The 22,840-nt window shown below is 63.7% G+C and carries 18 protein-coding genes and 1 pseudogene; 14 read left to right on the top strand and 5 right to left on the bottom strand.

All coding sequences use genetic code 11. The features are described from left to right. The first annotated feature begins 153 nt into the window (after window positions 1-153). The 3 genes from JOH52_RS21540 to JOH52_RS21530 all read left to right on the top strand — a co-directional run bounded on the left by JOH52_RS21540 (window position 154) and on the right by JOH52_RS21530 (window position 2,666). A complete protein-coding gene (locus tag JOH52_RS21540; RefSeq protein WP_014527803.1) occupies window positions 154-888 on the top strand; it encodes a hypothetical protein in 735 nt (244 codons plus the stop codon). A 21-nt stretch (window positions 889-909) separates the two neighbouring features. Beyond that, window positions 910-1,725 carry an EAL domain-containing protein gene (locus JOH52_RS21535; protein ID WP_013850386.1) on the top strand — a complete coding sequence of 272 codons (816 nt, stop codon included), beginning with the start codon at window positions 910-912 and terminating at the stop codon, window positions 1,723-1,725. 209 nt (window positions 1,726-1,934) lie between these two features. After that, a complete protein-coding gene (locus JOH52_RS21530) occupies window positions 1,935-2,666 on the top strand; it encodes a L,D-transpeptidase (protein WP_010976165.1) in 732 nt (243 codons plus the stop codon). Between the two features lie 253 nt (window positions 2,667-2,919). Here JOH52_RS21530 and JOH52_RS21525 read toward each other — a convergent pair whose 3' ends face one another. Next, window positions 2,920-4,041: a GNAT family protein gene (locus JOH52_RS21525; RefSeq protein ID WP_015008149.1), complete on the bottom strand. Its 1,122-nt coding sequence runs from the start codon at window positions 4,039-4,041 to the stop codon at window positions 2,920-2,922. Beyond that, window positions 4,038-4,865, bottom strand: a complete 828-nt coding sequence (locus JOH52_RS21520; protein ID WP_013850388.1) for a N5-glutamine methyltransferase family protein — start codon at window positions 4,863-4,865, stop codon at window positions 4,038-4,040. Before JOH52_RS21520 ends, JOH52_RS21525 begins: the two co-directional genes overlap by 4 nt. Window positions 4,866-4,988: 123 nt before the next feature. Here JOH52_RS21520 and JOH52_RS21515 point away from each other — a divergent pair, with 123 nt between their 5' ends. Further along, entirely contained in the window at window positions 4,989-6,299 is a 1,311-nt protein-coding gene (locus tag JOH52_RS21515; RefSeq protein WP_017272467.1) for a lipopolysaccharide biosynthesis protein, read from the top strand. Then, entirely contained in the window at window positions 6,296-7,444 is a 1,149-nt protein-coding gene (locus tag JOH52_RS21510; protein ID WP_014530184.1) for a hypothetical protein, read from the top strand. Before JOH52_RS21515 ends, JOH52_RS21510 begins: the two co-directional genes overlap by 4 nt. 318 nt (window positions 7,445-7,762) lie before the next feature. Here JOH52_RS21510 and JOH52_RS35195 read toward each other — a convergent pair whose 3' ends face one another. Together JOH52_RS35195 and JOH52_RS21500 are read right to left on the bottom strand one after the other, a co-directional pair. Further along, complete coding sequence (locus tag JOH52_RS35195) at window positions 7,763-7,888, bottom strand: PIN domain-containing protein (protein WP_041862626.1); 126 nt, start codon at window positions 7,886-7,888, stop codon at window positions 7,763-7,765. Beyond that, window positions 7,885-8,134: pseudogene (locus JOH52_RS21500) on the bottom strand (FitA-like ribbon-helix-helix domain-containing protein). Before JOH52_RS21500 ends, JOH52_RS35195 begins: the two are co-directional and overlap by 4 nt. A gap of 173 nt (window positions 8,135-8,307) precedes the next feature. On the opposite strand from JOH52_RS21500, the gene JOH52_RS21495 reads away from it, so the two are divergent. From JOH52_RS21495 to JOH52_RS21455, 9 genes are all read left to right on the top strand, one after another. Then, window positions 8,308-9,210 (top strand): dihydrodipicolinate synthase family protein, encoded by a 903-nt coding sequence (locus JOH52_RS21495; protein ID WP_013850391.1) that lies wholly within the window; start codon window positions 8,308-8,310, stop codon window positions 9,208-9,210. A gap of 315 nt (window positions 9,211-9,525) precedes the next feature. Then, window positions 9,526-11,142, top strand: coding sequence for a GumC family protein (locus JOH52_RS21490; RefSeq protein WP_041169554.1), 1,617 nt, complete (start codon window positions 9,526-9,528; stop codon window positions 11,140-11,142). Window positions 11,143-11,154: 12 nt separating this feature from the next. Next, window positions 11,155-12,486: an O-antigen ligase family protein gene (locus tag JOH52_RS21485; RefSeq protein ID WP_013850393.1), complete on the top strand. Its 1,332-nt coding sequence runs from the start codon at window positions 11,155-11,157 to the stop codon at window positions 12,484-12,486. Continuing rightward, window positions 12,479-13,234, top strand: a complete 756-nt coding sequence (locus tag JOH52_RS21480; RefSeq protein ID WP_013850394.1) for a polysaccharide deacetylase family protein — start codon at window positions 12,479-12,481, stop codon at window positions 13,232-13,234. Before JOH52_RS21485 ends, JOH52_RS21480 begins: the two co-directional genes overlap by 8 nt. A 10-nt stretch (window positions 13,235-13,244) precedes the next feature. After that, a complete protein-coding gene (locus tag JOH52_RS21475) occupies window positions 13,245-14,474 on the top strand; it encodes a glycosyltransferase family 4 protein (protein WP_014530188.1) in 1,230 nt (409 codons plus the stop codon). Window positions 14,475-14,820: 346 nt separating this feature from the next. Further along, window positions 14,821-15,990 carry a glycosyltransferase family 4 protein gene (locus tag JOH52_RS21470; protein WP_010976151.1) on the top strand — a complete coding sequence of 390 codons (1,170 nt, stop codon included), beginning with the start codon at window positions 14,821-14,823 and terminating at the stop codon, window positions 15,988-15,990. Beyond that, window positions 15,987-16,349, top strand: coding sequence for a hypothetical protein (locus JOH52_RS21465; protein ID WP_013850396.1), 363 nt, complete (start codon window positions 15,987-15,989; stop codon window positions 16,347-16,349). Before JOH52_RS21470 ends, JOH52_RS21465 begins: the two co-directional genes overlap by 4 nt. A gap of 55 nt (window positions 16,350-16,404) precedes the next feature. After that, window positions 16,405-17,448: a glycosyltransferase family 2 protein gene (locus JOH52_RS21460; protein ID WP_014530190.1), complete on the top strand. Its 1,044-nt coding sequence runs from the start codon at window positions 16,405-16,407 to the stop codon at window positions 17,446-17,448. Further along, window positions 17,445-19,604, top strand: coding sequence for a hypothetical protein (locus tag JOH52_RS21455; RefSeq protein WP_014530191.1), 2,160 nt, complete (start codon window positions 17,445-17,447; stop codon window positions 19,602-19,604). The genes JOH52_RS21460 and JOH52_RS21455 overlap by 4 nt, the downstream gene beginning before the upstream one ends. Before the next feature lie 2 nt (window positions 19,605-19,606). Here the strand turns inward: JOH52_RS21455 and JOH52_RS21450 are convergent, their stop codons facing one another. Then, window positions 19,607-22,840 (bottom strand): efflux RND transporter permease subunit, encoded by a 3,234-nt coding sequence (locus tag JOH52_RS21450; protein WP_013850399.1) that lies wholly within the window; start codon window positions 22,838-22,840, stop codon window positions 19,607-19,609.

Raw genomic sequence — 22,840 nt, 5'->3', positions numbered from 1 at the left:
TTTGACGACCGTGCCCACGGACCTAAGTCCTATCAACCGGCGCATTGGTCCGGCGACGGTGGAACCCGCGCCAGTTGCACGCTATCGCTTTATCAATTGAAGCAGAAAATCGGCCGGAGCAACAACGGCCGCGACATTCGATAGGAGGCCCCCATGCCTGTTTCCAAATTCGTCGGACGAGGTCTTATTGCGCTTGCGCTTGCAGGTGCGCCCCTGGCGGGCATTGCGCCCGGCATATCGGACATCGCCTTCGCCAAGGGCGGCAATGGCAACGGTGGGGGCAACGGTGGGGGCAGCGGCGGCGGCAGCGGCGGCGGCAATGGCGGCGGCCACGGCAAGAGCGGAAACCACGGCAATAGCGGAAGCCATGCGAAGGCTCGATCCGATTCGGGCAGATCGGGCGGCGAACGTGCGGGCACGCCTCGTTTCCTCCAGGACCTGTTCAAGCACGGCAGGAAGTCCGAACGTGCGGCCACCGGCAAGTCCGGCAAGGTAGTCAAGGCCAGGGCCACGAAAACGGCTGTCCCGACGCCGAAGCCTAAAAATTCGCAGGCCGAAGCGGCAAAGCTGAGCTCGCTCGGCCGGAACTATCACGCCTATCTGAACTCGAACGACCCGCGGATGGCGGCAATCTCCGCCTATGCGATCGCCTATGCCGAGTTCGAGGCCGAATTCGGCTCGGACGTCATCCCGACCGATCCCGCTCTCAGCGATGAAGCGCTGCGCGAGGCGATTGCAAGCTTCACGAATGGCGGCGAAGTGACGGACGCAACACTGGAAGACGTCAAGGAAACGCTCGGCGTCGGAACCCCCGTCGGGAAGATAGACGATATTCGTGAGCACCTCCTCGATACGACGCCTGATGAGGACATCGCGCTCGAAAACTGACCGAACGAGGCGCGTCGCCGGATGGAACATCTGAGAAGATTCGACCGTGTCGCCGGCGCCGTGACCCAAGCGATGCGGGAGGGGCGGATAGGCTTTTCCCTGCAGCAGGTCAATGCGGTCGACGATACGGGCGAGGTGCTCTATTCGGAGTGCCTCGGCAGACTCGTAGAACGTGACGGAGCGGTCAGGACGAGCGAGGAATTCACTGCTTTTCTCGAAGCGTCGGGACGTGTTGCGTTATTCGATCGATACATGGTCGGTCTCGCATTCGAGTGGCTCGACTGCAATCCGTCGGGCGTGTTGGGTTGCGATATCTCGGCCGGCAATATTTTCGACGAGAACACCTGGTCGGAACTTTACGACCTGCTTTCGCGAAATCGGGAAATGGCCTCGCGCCTTGTTCTCGAAATAACGGAGTGCCTGCCGCTGGCCACTCTGCCGACGGCGGCGGAGTTCATCGAAGGCGCACGCGCACTGGGCTACAGAATCGCCTTGGACAGTTTCGGAACGGGTCACTCGACGCCGGAATCGCTGTTGTCCGTTCCCGTCGACATCGTGAAACTGGACGCATTCTTCATCGGCCGCGGCCAGGGTGTGGGCAAGGGCAAGGGGTTCCTCCATCATTTGGTAGGGCTCGCTTCATGCGTCGCGCCGACGGTGATCATCGAGGGCATCGAGACCTACGGACAGCTCGAAGCCGTCAAAAAGGCCGGCGCAACGCATGTGCAGGGCTTCCTTCTGTCCGAGCCGACGCTGTACCCCGTCTATTGTGGCCAGCCGGCGCCGCTGCCGGCAGCCAAACCGAGATCTGCGGGATCGCGGCAGCTGCATTCCTAGATCACGATGCTCTTAGGTCGAGTCGACCTCTTCTCCTCAGCCCGCTCCAGTTGGGCAGGCCACCGACTTCGTCACGTCTAAATCTCCGACGACCCCTCCGCGCGGGGTTGCAGATATCGAATATGTGATTGGCCGTGAGTTTGGCAATCCACGCGAGTCGGCTACACGTCTACACGCGATCCCCGTTTCCCTCTTCGTACTCGCTTGAGATGTTTAGCAAAATCCAATTACAAAGACGCACGCTTCTTCTGGGAGCGATCTCCGCAACAGCAGCCGTCGCGGGGTGCTCGACCTCTGCGCCGCAGGCGGAGCGCGCTCCCGTGCCGCGTCTGGTGAGCCGCCCGATCGGGCTGGCGAGCGATGCCGAACTGGAAGCCAGATATGCTGCCGTCGAAGATGGCGGACATTTTATTCCGGCAGTCCCCTATAGGGAGATGGATCCGAAATACTTTCGCCAGCGGGTGCCGGACCCTACCGGCGAACCGGCGGGGACGGTGGTCGTAGACACGCCCGGGCGGTTCCTTTACCTCATCGAGCCTGGCGGAACGGCGATGCGCTACGGCGTCGGCATTGGGCGCGAGGGCTTCGCCTGGCAGGGCGAAGGGATCATACACTGGCGCCAGCCCTGGCCTCGGTGGAAGCCTCCGGCCGATATGATCGCCCGCCGGCCGGAACTCGAAAAATACTCCGTCGCGAATGGAGGCATGGCCCCCGGCATCGACAATCCCTTGGGTGCCCGCGCGCTGTACATCTTCCAGAACGGGCAGGACACGCTGTACCGTCTGCACGGCACGCCGGAATGGAAGTCGATCGGCAAGGCAGTCTCGTCGGGGTGCGTTCGGCTGGTGAACCAGGACGTCATCGATCTCTACAAGCGTGTACCCTACCACGCCCCGATCGTCGTCTATCAAAAGCCGCTTGCCGAGCAGCTTCAAGTCTAGAGACTGTTGATATTCGGATAGCCGCCGCGGTTTGCTTGATTTCCTCATTCCTGTGACAAGCACAGGAGGAGAGATTGCAGTCCTCCGATACGTTTCCGCGGGCGGTGCTGTCGGCAAGATGGCTTACATACGCGCAACGCCAGAATCGATCACGTCGATGACTGTCGAGCCGGCCTAAAATCATCGTGATCTAGTGCATTTCGAACGACGCATTCCCGGGCGCAAGACCGCTATGCACATTTCTGGAAGCGCTCTAGATCCGGTTGAAAGTCCCGCCGATCAGCCGGCTCCAGTGTTCCCCCGCCAGCCCGTTGATGAAACCCTGTGCATGACGGAAGGCGTCGACGAGTTCCTCCTCGCGGGAATGGACGACGGTCGAGGCGGCATGGACGAAGCCGATACGGCGGCCCATCATGGCCTCAAGCAGCGCCGGCTGGGTTCGACCGCGAACCGCAGCGGCGCGGCGCGCGGCCGCGTGCTCTATCAGGCAGTCGAGGATCGAACCGGCCTGTCCCGGCAGGGCGAGGACCTGGAGAACCCTGGCAGTTCCGCCGGGCTGCAGGTGGTAGAAAAACGCTCCGACGGGAGCACCACTTCGCGTCCTCACGGCCGCAAGCACCGGCGCGCCGAATTCCGGCTTCTTCTCCGCGTCTTCGAGGATATGGTCCAGCTGGCCCTCGGCCCAGGCCGGCTGCACGGCAAACTGCCGGGTCAAGGGTGCGAAGAGCTCGGCAAAGCCATGCCGGTCGATGTCGGCGACCTGCAGCGGGCCCTGTGTGGTGGCGGCGTCGGGCACGCCCGACCAGCGCAACTCGCCGCGTCGCAACTTGCCGCGATGACGGCGGTCGAACGCATGAGCCAGCGGGCCGAGTGCGCGAGCGGGGCCGAACCGGCTCGCGACGAGATCGAGGCCGAAGGATGCGGGCCGGATGACGCGTATCCAGTCGAGGCTGTATTGCGGAAGCACGACGCCACGCAGCTTCGTCCACATCTGCGTCGAAACTTCGCTCGCCGTTTCGCTGAAGGAAAGGTCCTGCGGTCCTGCAAGGAACGCTTTCAGCAGCCGCGCGCCGGCCATCGGATCGCTTTCGTGGCCTTCGACCATCAGCGAGCCGCAGATCGCGGCGCGCAATGGCCTGCCGCGATACGTCATGGCCAGAGTGTTCGCTCCGACGAAGCCGGAAATCCGGCCGTCATCGTTGCTGTACACGAGCGGGCGGATTTCCGGGTCGTTGCCCGGGGCATCGATATAGAGCTGCCGAAGATATTCGATGAACGCAGGCGGCGGCTCCTCCGCGCTGTTGCGGAAAACCTTCTGGAAGAGCCGCGCGACAGCCGGGATATCCTCGACTGCGAGCGAACGGATGTCGCTCATCTGCTTGCCCCGTCAGCCGCGGCGGTTGCCGCTGCACCTCCCAGCCTGCGCGCGAGTGCGACCCGCGGCTTTCCGGCCGAGTCCTCCGCGAATGTCACTGCCTCATAGGCCTTCGTTCGGGCGAGAAGCGCCGTGGCTTGGCGATCCTGTCCCTCTCCGAACTCGAAGAGGAGCCAGCCGCCCGGCTTGAGGAAGGCGACGGCCTCGCGGATCAGCCGCTGATGGATGGATATGCCGTAGGGGCCGCCATCGAACGCCTCCCGCGGCTCGCTCGCGAGAAGATGCGCGCTGTCGCCTTCGAGGCGGGATGTCGAGATATAGGGCGGGTTGCAGACGATCATGTCGACGGCGCCCTCGAGGTCTTCTCCGGCGAGGGCGGCGAACAGGTCGCCCTGCCGGATGACGACGCGGTCGCCAAGCGAAAGGCGATCGACGTTGCGCCGCGCAAGCGCGACCGTGCTGTCGGTGAGGTCGGCACCCCAGACACGCGCAAGCGGTACCTCCTCGGCGATCCCCAGAGCGAGATTTCCGGATCCGCAGCACATGTCGATCACGGTCGCCGGTCCGGCGCGCTCGGTCAGGATCGCTGCGGCGTTCCGCCCAAGGAGTTCCGTCTCCTCCCTCGGCACGAGCACGTCCGGTGCGAGTTCGAGGTCGACGCCCATGAATCGTACGAGCCGCGGCGAGCGACCCTCGGTCCGGCCGTCAAGATGATTGTCGCCCTGCAGCACGAAGGCTCCTTCGGTTATCGGATTGGATGTCGTCCGGCGCACACTAGCGCGTGCAGGTAAACGGAAGCTGAAATGGAGGGCGTCCGATAACACATGGCGTCACAAAGCTTATGTTAACCGGCCAATCACTTATCCTCGCTAGTGTGCGCCTCAATCGGCGAGGGTGCAGGTCGCAGCCCGGTGCCGACCCTTAGTCGGATTGTCAAGGCAGAACGGATGGCCCCGGAAGGTGTGACGGAACAGCGCGGCGACAGACCATTCCTGCCGATGGTCGTGTCCTATCTCGCCTCTGGCGGCAGTCTGGTTCTCGGTTCGGCGGCGCAACTCCTTACCTTTGCCATCCTTGCACGCTGGCTCGGCGTCCACGAGTTCAGCGTTTTCGTCGCAATTACTGCAGTCGCCAACATAGCCGTCCATCTCTGTGGGCTCGGGGCGATGGAATGCCTGGTGCGCCGGGTCGCGCGCGACCGCGCGATCTATCCGCAGATGCTCGGACACAATGTCATCCTGACGGCGGCGAGCGGGGCAGCTCTGGTCCTGTTGGGAGCGGTGGTCCTGCCGTTCTTCTTCACCCTTTCGCCGGACCCCGTGACGAATGTCGCCGTGATCACGCTGATGCTCGTCACCAATATCCTGCTGGTCCGGGTCATCGTGCTCACCGAGCAGATCTATATCGCTCATACGGATTTTGCCTCCGCGAACAAGGTCGTCGTCGGTTTTGCGGCCGCGAGGACGGTTGCGGCGGCACTCGCCTGCATCGCCTTCGGCGTCACCAGCGTCGCATACTGGGCGGTGTGGCAGTTTCTGTGCCATGTCCTCGTGGCGCTCTTGTGTATGCGGGCAATCCGGGGACTTGGTACGCCGCGCTACCGCATCGTGCGGGAGGAAATCCCGCAAGGCCTTTACTTCAGCATACCATTCATCCTGCGCGCGCTCCGCCAGAATGCCGACCTGCTTGTCCTGAGCCTCGTCACCACCGCCGAGGTCGTCGCGAGCTACAGTGTCGCCCGCCGCATGCTGGAGAGCAGCTATCTTTCAGTGGAAGCGCTAAACCGGCTTATCTACCCGGGTTCGGCGAGGGCAACGGCGGCGGGACTTCACCAGGCGCTGCAGCGCGTACGCCGGGTGCTCGCTGCCGCCACGGTCATCAGCCTCGCTGCGGCCGTCACGGTCTTCGTTCTGGCACCGGTCCTGCCGTACCTTTTCGGCAAGGACTATCTCTCGTTGGTCGGCTTCGTCAGAATCCTATGCTGGGTCGTGGTGCCGCTCGCGATGTGGTCGGTCGCGGTCGAGGCACTTGGTGCCTCCGGCGCACACGCCGCCCGCGCGACCGTCATGGGGCTCGGCAGCATCGCCGGCGCCGGCCTTGCCGTATGGGCAAGCTGGTACGCCCCGCCGATGGGAACTTTCCTGTCCTTCTACGCAATCGAAATCGCGATGGTGGTCGCCTCTTGGAGCGTGCTCCTGCACTTCGTGCGGCGCGACCGCCGCCAGGCTGCGCTCACCTTTGGAGCGGGCGCCATATGACGATGGAGGCGGATGAAATTCGCGTATCCGAGAGTGTGCCGGTCGGTGCAGGGCACCGCCGCGGTACACGCGCCATGGCGCCCGGCGACATTCCGGCGGTCGGACGGCTGTTCAACAGGATTTTCCGAAGGCAGGACCACGCGCCCGAGAATGACCTTGGACGTTATCTCGAGACCGTCTTCTTCGGCAGCCCCCACTATTCTCCCGAACTCGGCAGCGTCGTGCACGAAAACGGTGCGACCGGCATAGACAGCGCAATACTCGCGGTACCGATGGCGTTCATGGTCAATGGCCGCCCGACCATGGCCCGTCTTCTCTGTGCCTTCATGGCGGATGGTAAAGCAGGGGCCGTTGGAGCGGCGCGTCTTGCGCGCACCATGCGGGCGTCTCGCCAGGACATGTGCTTCTCCGACAATGCGTCGCCGGTCAGCGCCGACCATTGGGTTGCGGGAGGTGGCATCGTCCTGCCGATCCAGAGCCTCGAATGGCAGCGTTCGTTTCTGCCCTTGACCGCCGCGGCTTTCCTTGCGGCCAGTCACTTCCCGATAGCGCGCTCGCGCGTTGTCGTCGGCGTTCTCAGGCTGGTTGACCGTGCACTGCGCCGGTTGCGGCCCTCCATGCGGCCGAAGGCGGAGGGCGAATGCAGGATCGAGGCAGCGGGCGTCGAGGGGTTCCTCCAATGCGCGAGCCCGATGCTGGAACGCTTTGCGATCCGCCCGACCTGGTCGCGAGCCGAATTCGATTGGCTCGTGTGCGTCGCTTCGATGAACCGGAGCCTCGGGACGCTCCAATGCAGGAAAGTCGTTCTCGCGGACGGCCGCACGATCGGCGCCTTTCTTTTTTTCGGCAAGCAAGGTGCCGTGGCCACGGTGCTCAATCTCGTCTGCGAAGAGGGGCGCGAACGCGACGTCGCCGCTGCGATGTTCGCGCGGCTCGATGCGGAAGGCTATGCCGTGGCGGTCGGCATGGCACAGCCATTCCTGATGAACGCTATCTCGCGCCAGCGATGGCTGTCATTCCGGCACCGCGGCTACTTCTGCATGGTGACCCGCCATGCGGACCTCAAGGAAGCGGCAGAGCGCAACGACATCTATATCGGCGGCCTCGCCTCCGAGACCTGGAGCCGGCTGCTGACGGATTTTTAGCTGGGGCTTACAAACGTCACGGCCGATGATCCCAGGGATTGATGATAGTTACACCGGTGTCAGCGAAATCCGCGACATTGCGGGTAAGCCACGGAGGCACCGCGAGACCAGGCGATCGCGGCAATTTGTGCGTCGAACTGGCTGATCGGGCGACCGAGTTTACGCCGCCGGGCGGCTATGCAACCGAAAGCGTCCGCCGCCTCGCTGTCGAACGGTAGAATACGCCCGGCAAGATCCTCACGAAAGATCGGGACAATCGCTGCCTCGAGCTCTTGCCGTCGGCGTCCGTCGGGCATGAGCCGCAAGCCGTAGAAAAGCTCAGCTTCCCGTTACCGTCGTGGCAAATACAGCCGCCGTTTGTTGCTCGGCAAGCCAGGTCTCTACCGCGACGGAGGGCGCCGGGGCCAGCAGCTCCGACAGAACATTGGTGTCGAGAATGATCACCCGGAGAAATCCGGTAGGCCGCGCATGGCCTCGCGGGGGGGGTAGCTCAAGCTCAACGCCTCCGAGCGGCACGATGCGGGAGCGGATTGCTGCCGCGAGATTGGCCGGGCGGTTTTCGCCGGTCGAAAGCGCGGCGCGAAGGATGTCCCGCGCTTCGTCCTCCATTGAACGCCCATGCGCGGCGGCACGAATGCGCAGACGCTTTTTAAGCCCGTCATCGAGGTTGCGGATCGTCATGCTCGCCATGCGGCTTCCTTCTTCATTGATGGCAATTTAATCGTTGACTGCAGCGGCGGCAAGGCACGCGTGCGAGAGATCCGGAGCCGGCTGCCGACGGATTTTTGGTTGCATGTCTTGCCGTGGATCATTCGCGATTGTATGAGCGAGGCCTATTCTGACGCAGTCGATGGGAAATGACGATGGCACCTGCGGTTCTGTTTGAAGGCCTGTCAGCGTTCCCGCCGACACCCGCCGATATGGACGGCAAGGTTTCGGAAGAGGCGCTGTCGCGACTGCTCGAGCGTATCCGCGTAGCACGCGCGGACTCGATTGGATTGCTCGGCAGCACAGGCGCTTACGCATTTCTCTCGCGCGGTGAACGGCGAAGGGCAGTGGAGACCGCTGTCGAATGTGTGGGAGGCAGAGTTCCCCTCATCGTCGGCGTCGGCGCACTCAGGACCGACGAGGCTCAGGCGCTCGCGCGCGACGCGAAGGCAGCCGGGGCAGACGGACTCCTCCTGGCTCCCGTATCCTACACGCCTCTGACCGAGGAGGAGGTTTATCAGCATTTCGTTGCCGTTGCCGGCGCTTCCGACTTGCCGCTCTGCATCTACAATAATCCGGGCACGACCAAGTTCGTCTTCAGCGAGGAACTGATCGTACGGCTCTCGCAAGTGCCGAATATTGCCGCGGTGAAGATGCCGTTGCCCGCCGACGGCGATTTCGAGGGTGAGATCGCTCGACTGCGTGCGAACACGTCTGCAGCTTTTGCTATCGGCTACAGCGGCGATTGGGGCGCAGCAGATGCGCTCCTGTCGGGTGCCGATGCGTGGTTCAGCGTCGTCGGCGGTCTCTTGCCTGCACCCGCATCGAAACTCGCCCGGGCGTCGAAAGCGGGCGATCGCGCGGAAGCGCATCGGATCGACATGGCATTCCAACCGCTATGGGCCCTGTTTAAGGAGTTCGGCAGTTTCCGCGTGATGTACGCTATCGGGAGCATCCTGAACCTCTTTCAGGCATTGCCCCCGCGGCCGATCTTGCCGCTTGGACCGGGTGACAGAGCCCGCGTAGACGAGGCTGTTCAGAAACTGGTCGACCTCTAAGAGCGGCTCTCCACCGAGATAGGTGCGTTATGTGGGATAGGCAGGCCGCCGCTTTGGCACTTTGCACTCCGCACAGCCTGGGAATCGTCGGGGTAATACGATCGCCCCTCGGAGATCCGGTGCGTAGCGGATATGCTTTGAATGGCCAGCAGCCGGACGCGTGAGGATGCCTACGCCAGCTGGTCCGCCCAAAAGGTTACCCCCCGAACACCTCCGTTTAACCGAATATTCACCCTGCAGGCCCTAAATCTGCATGGGGAATTGCTTATGCGGCAATAAGCACCTTGGTGGCTCCAAGGGGATGGGGAAAAGCGGATGTATCGGCGCAGCGAGCCCGAGGGACTGGGATTACGCCTTGAAAGGCCACATCAGCGCCTTCGCTCGGGCGGAGGGTCGTTGCTCGACCTCGTGCCCGCGGTAACGGAAGAGCCCGCTGCTAACGAGGAGGCTCCCGCCGAGGCGGAGGATGGCACCTCCGCCCGCGTGGTGGATATTCCCGTCCCCGCCCATCAGGCGCGCGCTCTTGAGAAGCAGCCTTCCCCCGTCGCGGATTTCTTCCCGCAACTCCACCTCCTGGGCAGCATCGGGGTCAATGACCTCATCGGGTGGCTGCGCAACGGCGCCCGCTGGATCGTGCTCGCGCTCGTCCTTTCGGTTGCCGCCGCCTTCGCCTATGCGGTGACGGCGACGCCGCGATACACGGTCTATACCGACCTCGTCGTGGACCCTTCCAATCTCAACGTCGTCAGCGACGACGTCTTTACGACCAATCCGCAGCGCGACGCGCAATTGCTGGAAGTCGAAAGCAAGCTCCGGATACTGACCTCGCGCAACGTCCTCCAACGCGTCATCGGCGAGATGCGGCTTGCGGACGACCCCGAATTCGTCAGGCCGACATTGCTCGACTGGCTGAAGGCGCTCATCGCCCCGCGGGACGCCGAGGCGGACAAGGAATTAGCGGCGATGCGCGCCTTGTCCGAGAGGGTCGAGGCGCGCCGGGAGGAACGCTCCTTCGTCGTGATCCTGAAGGTGTGGAGCGAGGAACCGGCCAAGGCAATCGCCCTCTCGGACGCGATCGTCGAGGCTTTCGAGGCGGAACTCTTCCAGTCGGCCGCCGAGAGCGCCGGCCGGGTAGCGCAAAACCTGAATGAACGACTCGATGAGCTGCGGCGCAACGTCACCGAAGCGGAGAAGAGGGTCGAGGATTTCCGGCGCGACAACGGCCTGCAATCCACCAATGGCGAGCTCGTCAGCAACCAGCTTTCGAGCGAGCTCAACACACAGGTCCTCGACGGTCAGCAGCGCTTCATCCAGGCGGAAACGCGTTACTGGCAGATGAGCGCGGCTGTTGCCGAGGGCCAGACCGCCAGCGCCTCGGTGTTCGAGTCGGCGAACATGACCAATCTGCGCCAGCAGTATAACGCCTTGCAGCAGCAGATCGGCTCCATGCAGCTTACCTATGGCGAGCGACATCCACGGCTCGTCGCCGCGCGCTCGGAGCGCACGACGCTGGAAGCCGCGATGAAGGATGAAGCCCGCCGCATTCTGGAGCGCGCGAAGGCCGACTTCGACCGGGAGCAAAAGGCGCTCGACGCACTCCGCGGCAAGGCGGATGACGAAAAGTCGAACGTCTTCACCGATAACCAGGCCCAGGTGCAGCTTCGTGACCTCGAACGCGACGCGCGCAGCAAGGCGGCGATCTACGAAACCCATCTGGCACGCGCGCAGCAGATCACCGAACGCCAGCAGATCGACACCACGAACATTCGCGTCATCTCGCGTGCCCTGCCGCCCAATGCGCGAAGCTGGCCCCCGCGTACCTTGATCCTGCTGATCGGCGGCGGCCTTCTGGGTCTCGCAATCGGCATCGCCGCGGCACTTGCCCTCGGCCTCTGGAAATTTCTTCGCGGCAAGACCCACGTGGCCGCCTGAGGAGCCCGGGAGATGGATCGCGCGGGCTACGGAGAGGTCGAGCCGACGAATGCGGTGAAGGCGCGTGTCGGCACCGTGCTCTTCATGGCGATCTTCCTGTTCTTCTGGATCTCCATCAATCCCTTCGTGGATCTGACGGGCGAGGCGGTGCTGGACCCTTCCGCCGGCAATTCCAACCGGCTGAACCAGATCATCTCGCTCCTGCTTTTCACCGGCATGCTCGGCTACGGCCTGGTGCACCCTTTGCGGGAAGCGATCCTGCAGCCGCGCGCCCTGCTGGCGATCCTCTTTTCCTGGTTCATCTTCGTTTCGCTGGTTTCGGCGCATCCGATGCTCGGCATCAAGGGTGCGATCCTCGCGTTGATGGTCACCGTCAATGCCAGCGTCTACCTGTTGTTGCCCGCCTCGGAACGCCACTTCGCCAAGATGCTCGGCATCGGCATCCTCATCATGCTCGCCGTCGCCTATTACGGCATCGTCTTCAAGCCGCAGCTCGCGATCCATCAGGCGTCAGAACTGCGCGAGCCGATGAATGCCGGCCTGTGGCGCGGCCACTTTCCCCACAAGAACAGCGCCGCGGCCGCCATGGTGATCGCAGCCTTCATCGGCCTTTACGTCATGAACACCTGGTCGAGATTTGCCGGGATCGTCATTGTCGCGCTGTCTTTCGTCTTCCTCGTCAACACCGGGGGCAAGACGTCGACCGCGATGCTGCCGGCCATTCTGCTGCTCGCGCTCATATTCGAGAAGGTGCGCTTTCTTCGTATCCCGATTGCCGTCGGTGGCGTCGGTCTTTTCAATCTCTTCGCGGTGGGCTCCGCCGTCTTCGCCCCGCTCGGCGATTTCATCAGCGGGCTCGGCATCGATGCGACCTTTACCAATCGCGCCGATATCTGGCGCTTCGCCTTCGGCGCGCTCGCCGAACAGCCTCTCACAGGCTATGGCTTCAAGGCCTTCTGGCAGACGGAAGAACTGGTCTATAGCGGCGGCTCGGTCGAGACCTGGGCCGTCGCTGCCGCCAACGGTCACAATTCCTATCTCGACATTGCCCTGATGACGGGCTTCCCGGGCCTTGCCCTGACCCTGATCTGGATCCTTTTCCTGCCGCTTAGAAAGATCGCCCGCATTGCTCCGGAGCGCGAGCATTCGCATCTGACGAGGCTGTTCGTACGCATATGGCTCTACACGATCTTCAACGCCGGCCTCGAAAGTCTCTTCTTCGAGGGGGGGAGCCTTCTGTGGTTCACATTCATGGTCGCACTCTATGGACTGTCGTTGCAGTCGAGCGCGGAACTGGCGGCTGCTCCTGCACGCGCTCGCCAGGGGAGGGTAGCGCATGCTTGAGAAGCTGAGTGGGTTCGGTCCGCTTGTCGACAGGCTGGCGAACCGGGCGATCTGGAAGCTGGCTGGAGCCCGGCGCGAGTTGGAGACTAAGGTTCCGCTCGTCTCCTTCACCTTCGACGATGTCCCCGACAGCGCGCTTGGGGCGGGCGCAGCCATCCTCGAGAAGTATGGAGTCCGCGGCACCTTCTATATAGCGGGCGGGCTTGCCGGGCAGGTGGAGCCGGATCGAAGCCTGATCACGCCCGAAGGGTGCAGCGAGTTGCTCGCGCGCGGACACGAAATCGGCTGTCACACCTTCGCCCACCGAAGATTGCGCGAAATTGCCGGGCTCGGCGCCGATCTCGACCGCAATGCCGAGTACCTGAAGGGCGTCGGCGTCTCGCCGGCGGCATCGAATTTTGCATTCCCCTACAACGCTGCCTGGCCGTCCGCACGGGCCGAACTCCGCCGCCGCTACCGAACCTGCCGGGCAGGGGGCGAGGACATCAACCGCGGTGCCGTCGACCCGATGATGCTCAAAGGCGTAGAGATCCGCCAGCCGGAGGATGGGGCGCGCGCGCTGACGCGCTGGATAGACGATGTCGCCGAGCGTCCCGGCTGGCTGATCTTCTTCACTCACGATATCGCCGCGCAGCCCACAAACTACGGCTGCACCCCCGACAGCTTCGATCATCTGGTCCGCTACGCCGTCGAAAAGGGATGCTGCATCCTTCCCGTCGACAGCGCCGCTGACCGGATCGGTTGGTAAGGAGGCTCTGGTGACCGGGAAGCGCCTTCTTGCGATCAACAACTATTTCTACCGCCGCGGCGGAGCGGAGGCGGTGTTCTTCGACCATATGAGCATGTTCGGCGAGATCGGCTGGGACATCGTCCCCTTCGCCATGCACCACGAACTCAACGAATTCTCGCCCTGGTCGGATTATTTCGTTTCGGAGATAGAATACGGCCGCCGCACCGGTCTCCTTCGCAAGGCCGTCCAGGCGGCGAGCGTCATCTATTCGCTCGAGGCGCAGCGCAATCTCGGCAGGCTCATCGACCGCGCCCGCCCTTCGGTCGCCCATGCGCACAATGTCTATCATCACCTGTCGCCGGCGATCTTCTCGACCCTGAAAGCCGCCGGCATTCCGGTGGTGATGACGGTCCACGACCTGAAGCTCGCCTGCCCCTCCTACAAGATGCTGCGGGACGGCCGGGTATGCGAGGACTGCCGCGGCGGCAGGGTCTACAATGTCCTGCGCCATCGCTGCGTCAAGGGTTCGGCCCCTCTGAGCGCGGTGGTGCTCGCCGAAACGGTGCTGCACCGCTTGCTCGGGCTCTACCGCGACAAGGTGGACCGGCTGGTCGTGCCAAGCCGATTCTATCTGGAAAAGCTCGCCGAATGGGGCTGGCCCCGCGAGAAGATGGTTCACATCCCCAATTTCGTCGATGTCACGGCTCTTTCCGGTGATTGGCAGGAGGGCGATTATTTCGCCTTTGCCGGCCGCTTGGCGCCGGAAAAGGGCCTCGCGACCCTGATCAGGGCGGCGGCTTTGTCGAACCAGCGGCTGGTCATCGCCGGCACCGGTCCGGAGGAGCAGACCCTTCGCAGCCTCGCGGCCGAGCTCAAGGCGGACGTGACCTTCGCCGGCTATCTCTCGGGCGAGAAGCTGCACAGGCTGATCGGCGAGTCCCGCGCGCTCGTGCTGCCGTCGGAATGGTACGAAAACGCCCCCATCAGCGTGCTTGAAACCTACGCGCTCCAGCGCCCGGTGATCGGCGCGGCGATCGGCGGGATTCCGGAAATGGTCAAGGAAGGCGAGACCGGTCTGCTTGCGGCTCCAGGAGATGCCGGGGACCTCGCCAGGGCCCTGCGCGAAATGGCCGCCCTTTCGCCCGGGGAACGCGCCCGCATGGGGGCGGCCGCCCGGTCCTGGGTCGCGAGCGAATTCTCCGCCGCCGCCTACCGCGAGAGGACGCTCGATCTTTATGGGGAAATCGGCGCGGCCTGAGGCTTCTCATCCGATCCTCATTCCTGTGCCCGTCACCGGAATCCAGCCAGCCCAAGTCCTTGGGCTGAAAGAACTCTTCCCCCGCCACAGACGCGGCGCTGCTGGATCCCTGTGACAAGCACAGGGATGACGGAGGCATGCATCCGTCCAGGCCATTTCGCAATCGCCGCCCATCGCCGTCTGATTTTCGGTCAGACCTCTACGAATCTAATGACCTTCTTACCGGGATGGTAAGTGTTCTGCTCGTAAAAGATGCGAATTGGGTTATCGCTGGGGCGCAACAACCATGAGCAGAGCATCGGGAGTTTCCCGAGATCGACCTTCGGCAGGGCCGGATGCCCCGGCAATGCCGGGCGGCGCAACCGCGAGCATGCCTGCAAGCGTCTATCGTGAACTGCCGATCGAGCGCCGCCGCGTGATGATGCTCGGGCTTCGTGGCATTCCGAACGTTCAGGGCGGCGTCGAAAAGCACGTGGAGATGCTCGCAGGCAGGTTGATCGCGCATGGTTGGGATGTCGAGGTGGTCGGACGCCGGCGCTATCTTGCGGTTCCTGCGCCGCATTCCTGGAATGGAATTCGCGTCACTCCCCTGTGGTCTCCACGTATGATGGCGCTCGAGGCCATCGTCCATACCTTCCTCGGTGTATGCTATGCGGCGCTGCGGCGCCCGGATATCCTGCACATCCACGCCGTCGGCCCGGCGCTCCTGGTACCGCTCGCCCGGCTGATGCGCCTGAACGTCGTTGTGACCCACCACGGCTACGACTACGACCGACAGAAATGGGGGGCTTTCGCCAGAAGGATGTTGCGAGCGGGTGAACGCATGGGCATGCGGCTCGCGCAAGGCCGCATCGCAATCTCCAGGGATATCGCCGACACGATGGGCGAACGCTATCGCGTACCGGTGTCTTTGGTGCCGAATGGCGTCACCGTTTCGCGCTCCAGCAGCGAAACCGGCATTCTCGGCGAATTCCGTCTGACGCGACGGCGCTATATCCTGCTTGCGGCGCGGCTTGTTCCGGAGAAGCGGCAGATCGATCTCATCCAGGCATATGCAAAACTTGGAAATAGCGGATTCGATCTCGTGCTTGCGGGCGGTGCGGAATTCGCGGGCGTCTACGAAGAGGAGGTACGGGCGCTGGCCAGCCGCGTGCCGGGCGTCGTCCTGACGGGGTTCCAGACCGGCGATCGCCTGGCGGAACTCTTCGCCAATGCGGCGCTCTTCGTGCTGCCGTCGAGCCACGAAGGCATGCCGATCGCGCTTCTGGAGGCGATGGCCCATGGCCTCCCGGTTCTGGCAAGCGACATCGTTGCCAACCGGCAGCTCGGCCTGCCCGCCGGCGATTATTTTCCGCTGGGGAACGTCGACGCGCTTTCCTCTGCCATAGCCGAAAAGATCGCCAATCCCCCCGACGAACAAGAGGTGCTCGCGCAGACCGAGCGCGTCGAAGCCGTCTATAGCTGGTCGAGCGTGGCACTGAAGACGCTAGACGTTTACCGGGCCGTGACGAAATGAATGCCAGGCGCATCGCATCCGTTCTTGCGTGGCTCCTTCTTGGCGTCATTGCCTATTCGACCCTCTCTCCGCTCGATCTGCGCCCGCACATGGGCAGCTCGGTGCAGATTGAACGGTTCGGGGCATTCGGGCTGACGGGTCTCATGTTCGCGATCGCCTATCCCCGGCACGTGCTCGCCGTTCTGGCGGCTATGCTCGCGGCGGCAATCGGGCTGGAACTCACGCAGATGCTCGCCGCCGACCGCCATGCCCGGTTGATAGACCTTGCGGTCAAAGTGGCGGGGGCCGGCTGCGGTGTCGGCGCCGGTTGGCTGCTTGTCAGCCTTTTGCCCGGTTCCAGCCGAAAATCGCGGGCATGAACCAAAGCGCAAACTACCGCGGATAGATTTTCGCTGCACGATTTTGGGGGCTCTCTTGACCATATCCATCATCATCAAGACATTGAATGAAGAGAAGCGGATTGCCGCAACCGTCGAGAGCGCGCTTGCGGCGCTTCAGGACACGGGCGGCGAGGTCATCATCGCCGACAGCGGCTCCTGCGACCGCACGGTCGAGATCGCCTCGCAATATCCCGTCATCATCGCACAGATCGCCCCGCCCGCGCGACCGAGCTGCGGCATCGGCCCGCAGCTCGGCTTCCAGCATTCCCGTCATGATTACGTCTGTCTCATCGACGGCGACATGCTGCTCGACGCTGCCTTCCTCAAAGACGCCGTCCGCTTCCTTGCCGACCATCCGACCATGGCGGGCGTTACCGGACATGTGGAGGAGATGCACATCTCGAATCTCGAATTCGCGCGCCGCGTCAGCCGCAATGCGCCCGAGAACCGGACGGGTCCGATCGACCGCATGAACGGCGGCGGGCTCTACAGGCGCAGTGCCATCGAGGACGTCGGCTACCTCTCGGACCGCAACCTGCACGGCTACGAGGAATTCGACCTCGGCATTCGCCTCAGAAGTGCCGGCTGGAGGCTTTACCGGCTCGACCGCCGTTTCGTCCAGCACTTCGGCCACACGGTCAATTCCTACCGGCTGCTCGTTCGCCGCTGGAAGACCAAATATCTCTACGGGATCGGCGAGCTACTGCGCGCTTCTCTCGGCAAGCCCTATTTCTTTCAGCTTCTGCAGGAACTGCCGGAGCTGAAACTCTGGGGTCTCATCTATCTCTGGTGGCTCGCCTGTCTCGGCCTGATCCTGCTGCTGCCTGATACGCTCCTGGCCCTCGCCGCCGTCTGCGCGAGTTTCGCGGTCGCCGTTCTTGCCGTCAGCTTCCGAAAAGGCGGCCTCAGCATGGGTCTCTATACGGTCGTCGCCTGGTTCTTCCATGCGGCGGCCCTTCCTGTAGGCTTCCTGCGAAGCCGGCGGCTGCCTGCCGAGCCGATCGAAAGCACGATCCTCGGAAAGCCCTCTCTCGGGGAATCCTCTCTCGGTGAACCGGCCCTCGGAAAGACGGCATGAGGAGGCGATCGCTCGCGGCGGCGCTGCTTTGCACCTGGCTTGCCCCGGCCACAAGTGCCTCCGAATGGGTGCCGGTTCGCGAGGTCTCGCTCGAAGTCCGCGCCGGCAGTCCGCTCGATTTCTCGTCCTTGCTGCCGAACGCTTCGATCGACGCGGATAGCCGCCTCGTCGCAGGTCCGGATGGCCGGCTGGCCTTTGCCAGGGCGCCGGAACAGCCGGTCAGAATGCTATGCGCGTCGCTCGCCTGGAGCCCGGCTTCGGGCGGTTTTCCGGACCATGACGGCGCCGAGCGCTATGCCCGCCAGCTTGCGATGCACGGATACAACATCGCCCGGCTGCATTTTGTCGATGCCAGCCTGATGTTCGGCAGGCAGAAGGATTTCGATTTCGATCCGGAGACGCTGGATCGCATCCATTACCTGCTGGCGGCGCTGAAGCGCAACGGCATCTACTGGATCATCGACGGGCTCTCGTCCCCGCGCGGCGCCTATGGCGGCCATGACGACCGATGGGACGCCAACGGCGATCTCAAGCTCCGGCTGCATCTCGACGAAGATGCCGTTGCGCACTGGAGCAAGCTGCAGGAGAAGTTTCTCGCGAGCGTCAATCCCTATACGGGGACGGCGACCATCCGTGACGACGCGCTCGCGCTGGTGATCCTTGCCAATGAAAACGGCATCGAATTCGACAGCGTCGTGCATGAGCGGCCCGAAAGGCCCGCCTATGACGAGGCGTTGGCGAAACCCTTTAACCGCTGGCTTTCGGCCCGCTACGGATCGACGGAAACGCTCGCGCGTGCCTGGGGAGATCTCGGCGCCGACGAGCGGGTCGAAACGGCAACGGTGAGGCTTCCCGCCAACCGCTACGCCGACGGTCCGCGCATGCGCGATCTTCAGGCCTTCTTCGTCGAGACCGAGCGCGCTTCTGCCGCACGCATGAGCGAGGTCCTGCGCGGTCTCGGTTATCGCGGCCTGATCAGCACCTACAATAATTGGCCGACGGTGCAGACCGCACTCAGCCGGCGCGATCTCGGCGCCGTGACGATGAACACCTATCACGATTGGGTCGGCGGCTATTCGCCGGGCAGCGCCCTGACGCAGGTGAGTTCGCTTGCCGACGGCGCCAACTACATGCGCATGATCGCCGCGGCGCGGTGGCTCGGAAAGCCGTTTATCGTCAGCGAATACGACCATCTCTTCTGGAACCGCTATCGCTACGAGGCAGGGCTGACAATGCCGGCCTACGCTGCACTCCAGGGCTGGGACGTGCTTTGCCGTCACGGCCACGGGCCGATTGCGCTCGCCTATGGCGAACCCTTTCCGCACAAGAAGGCGATGCTACCCTATGCGATTGCCCTCGATCCCGTGGCGCGCGCCGGCGAGACGCTCGGCGCACTCGTCTTTCGCCGCGGCGACGTGGCGACCTCCGCCATTACGATCCCCTTCGCCGTTCGTGGCGAGGAGGATCTCGGCGAGGACATGCAGGCCCGCGAGCCGGAGCGATTGACCGATCTGGCGCTGGTCGGGCGCATTGGCTTGCTTCCGGCAGACCGGTTTGATGGAGAAACCGGTATCACGCAACCACGCGACCGGGACGCCGGAACGATCCTTGCCGCACTCCGCGACGAACACATGCTCGCGGCCGAAAACCGCACCGATATCGCAAGCGGATTTTACGAGAGCGATACGGAACAGGTCCTCCTCGACCGCCGGGCAGGGCAGCTCCGCGTTTCGACGCCCGCTACGGAAGCTGCTGCCTTCTCCTCTCTGCGTGAGCCGATCGATCTCGGTCTCATGCGCATCGGACAGGCGGAGGGGAACAGCCTCGTGGCGCTTTCGGCCATCGACCCGGAAGGCAAACTTTCTGAAAGCCGGCGCCTGCTCCTGATCCTTGCAACCGATGCGCAGAACACCGGCATGATCTTTCGCGACAGCGAAGAGAAGGTGATCGAGGATTTCGGCGCGCTGCCGGTGAGAATTCGGAAGGGCTATGTCGATCTCGAACTGTCGCGAACCGCTGCCAGATGGAGCGTGTCGCCGGTCGGCCTCGACGGCACCGTTTATCCGCCGGTAGACAGCGGCAGCGGGCGCGTTGCTTTCCGTCTCTCGAACGACACGCCCTACGGGCCGACCACCTATTTCCTCTTGGAGATGTAGGTTCAGTCGGGGACGTTCCGATCTTGTCCGACGGTTTGCGCCTGCTGGCCGGTGGCGGGCTTGACACTTTCAGCGCTCTCCGTTGCAGCATGCGGCGCCTCGCCGGCCGCATGCGACGACAGGCCGGCGAGCTTGTGGCCCCTCTCGCGCAGCCACTGGAACACGACATAGAGCGCCGGAATGATGAAGATCCCGAGGAGCGAAGCGGCGAGCATGCCGCCGGCAACGCCCGTTCCGACCGCGCGGCGGCTGAGCATGCCGGCGCCATCGGCCGTGACGAGCGGGATCAGCCCGACGATGAAGGCGAAGCTGGTCATCATCACCGCGCGGAAACGGGTGCGCGCGCCCTCGACCGCGGCATCGACGATGGTCGCGCCTTTCTCCCGTTGGAATTTTGCGAATTCGACGATCAGGATCGCGTTCTTTGAGGCGAGCGCGATCAAGACGACGAGGCCGATCTGGGCATAGATGTCGAAGGAGAGACCGGCAACCAGCACCGCCACGAGAGCACCGGCCACCCCGACGGACACCGAAAGCAGAACCGGTATGGGGATCGTCCAGCTTTCGTAAAGCGCCACGAGGAAGAGATAGGCGAAGAGCAGGGCCAACGCCAGGATCACCGTCGTCTGGCCGGCGGCCTCGAGCTCCTGCAGCGCCGTTCCCGTCCACTCGAAGCTGTAGCCCGGCGGCAGAGTCGCGGCGGAGACCTGTTCCATAGCGGCCAGCGCCTGACCCGAGGAGATGCCGGGCGCCGGCTGCCCGTTGAGTGTGATCGAGCGGTAGTTGTTGTAGCGCACGATCGACTGCGGCCCGACGATGTAGTCCACGCGCGCGACCGAGGCCACGGGGACCATATCGCCCGCGGCGTTGCGTACATGCAACCGGGAGATGTCGTCGACCGCATCGCGATCCGCTTCGGCCGCCTGCATCGTGACTTTCCAGCTTCGGCCGAAAAGATTGAAGTCGTTGACGTAATAGGATCCGAGCGTGCCCTGCAGCGTTGCGAAAAGATCGCTTACAGAGACCCCGAGCGCTTGCAGCCGATCGCGGTCGAGATTGAGGTAGAGCTGGGGCGAGCTCGCCGAATAGGTGCTGAAGGTGGGTCCGAGCTGTGGGTTCTGATTGGCCGCGACCATCAGCCCGCCCGCTGTCGCGGCAAGCTCTGCCGGCGACCGGCCCTGCAGGTCGAGCAACTGATATTCGAAGCCCGACCCCGTCCCGAGACCGATGATGGGCGGCAGGTTGAAGGCGAAGACCTGGGCATTGCGAATTGCCGCGCCCTTGGCCATCACGGTGCCGATCGCGGCATTGACCGAGGCGGACTCGTCCTGGCGTTCGGCGAAGGGCTTCATCGTGACGATCGCGAAGGCACTGCTCGATTTGGCGATGCCGTCGAGGAAACTGTAGCCGGTGACGGTGGTGACGTTCGCCACGCCCTCGATGCCGCCGAGCATGGTTTCGACCTCGCGCACCACGGCGTCCGTCCGGTTGAAGGAGGCACCTTCCGGAAGGCGGATCTCCGCAAAGAATGCGCCCTGATCCTCGCTCGGCAGGAAGCCCGTGGGGACGATCCGGAACAGCCAGCCGCTGGCGCCGATGGCGACCGCCAGGAGGATCACGCCGATGATGGCTCTGCGCGCAATGCTTCCGGCGACATGGGCATAGCCATTGCGGGTGCGGTCGATGCCGCGCGAGATCCAGCCCAGGATGCCGCGTTTCGGGCCGTGATGCGGTTTCAGGAGGATTGCGCAAAGCGCCGGGCTGAGGGTCAGCGCGTTGATCGCGGAAATGACCATCGATACCGAGACGGCGACGGCGAATTGCTGGAAGAGCTGCCCGCTGAGGCCCGGAATGAAGGCAACCGGTACGAAGACCGAAAGCAGGACGAGCGTGATGGCGACGATTGCCCCGGTGATTTCGCCCATCGCCAGACGCGCGGCCTGCGCCGCGCTCATGCCGGGATTTTCCTCCATCACCCGCTCGACATTTTCCACGACGACGATCGCGTCGTCGACGACGATGCCGATCGCGAGCACCAGCGCCAGAAGCGAGACCGTGTTCAGCGAAAAGCCCATCGCCAGGATCACGGCAAAGGTGCCGACGAGCGCCACCGGAACGGCGATGAGCGGGATCAGCGCGGCGCGCCAATTGCCTAGAAAGAGGAAGACGACGATGATGACGAGAGCAAAGGCCTCGAACAACGTATGCTCGACATTCTCCACGCTCGCCTGCACGAAATCGGACGTGTCGTAGGAGACCGTATAGGTGAGCCCCTCCGGGAACGCCGCGGCGAGGCGGTCCATCGCCTGTTGCACGCCCTCGGTGGCGGCGAGCGCATTGGCGCCCGGCGCCTGATAGGTCCCGATCATCGCGACCGGCTTGCCGTTGATGCGGGCGGTGGAGTCGGCGCTCACCGAACCCAGCTCGACGCGCGCGACGTCGCGAATGCGGACGAACGAGCCGTCCGGCTCGGCCCGGAGCACGACGTCTTCGAACTGGGCGGGGTCGGTCAGCCGCCCCTGCGTCTGGATGTTCAACTGGAACAGCGGGTCGTCCGTCATCGGCTGGGCGCCGATGCGGCCGATCGCGGCCTGGACGTTCTGCGTCTTCAATGCGTTGATCACGTCCGTCGGCGTCAGTCCCAGATTGGTCAGCCGGTCGATGTCGAGGACGACCCGCATCGAATAGTCCTGAGCGCCGAACAGCGTTGCATCGCCGACGCCGGGCACGCGCTTGATCGTGTCGAGCACGTTGATCGTCGCGTAGTTCGAGAGGAACAGATTGTCGAATTCGTCATTCTCGCCGTGAATGGCGATCACCTGCATCAGCGAGGAGGATCTCTTCTGGACGCTGACGCCGCTCTGCTTGACTTCGGCCGGCAGCACCGGCTCGGCGAGCGCGACGCGGTTCTGTACGTTGACGGTGGCAATGTCCGGATCGGTGCCGACGGCGAAGGTGACGGTCAGAGAGTAGGTCCCGTCGGCGCCGCTCGTCGATTTCATGTAGAGCATGTTGTCGACGCCGACGACCTTGCTCTCGAGCGGCTGGGCGACCGTTGCCTCGACCACGTCCGCGCCTGCGCCGGGATAGCTCGCCGTGACGCTGACCTGCGGCGGGACGATGTCGGGAAACTGCGCGATCGGCAGTCTCGTCAGGGCGATCAGCCCCGCGAGAGTCAGCACGATGGAAATGACCGCGGCAAAGCGCGGGCGATCGATGAAGATTTCGGAGATCAT

The organism is Sinorhizobium meliloti, assembly GCF_017876815.1.
In the GTDB taxonomy this organism is placed as follows: domain Bacteria; phylum Pseudomonadota; class Alphaproteobacteria; order Rhizobiales; family Rhizobiaceae; genus Sinorhizobium; species Sinorhizobium meliloti.
The sequence above is the reverse complement of the archived record's forward strand: the minus strand, read 5'-3'. Positions and strand labels throughout refer to the sequence as shown.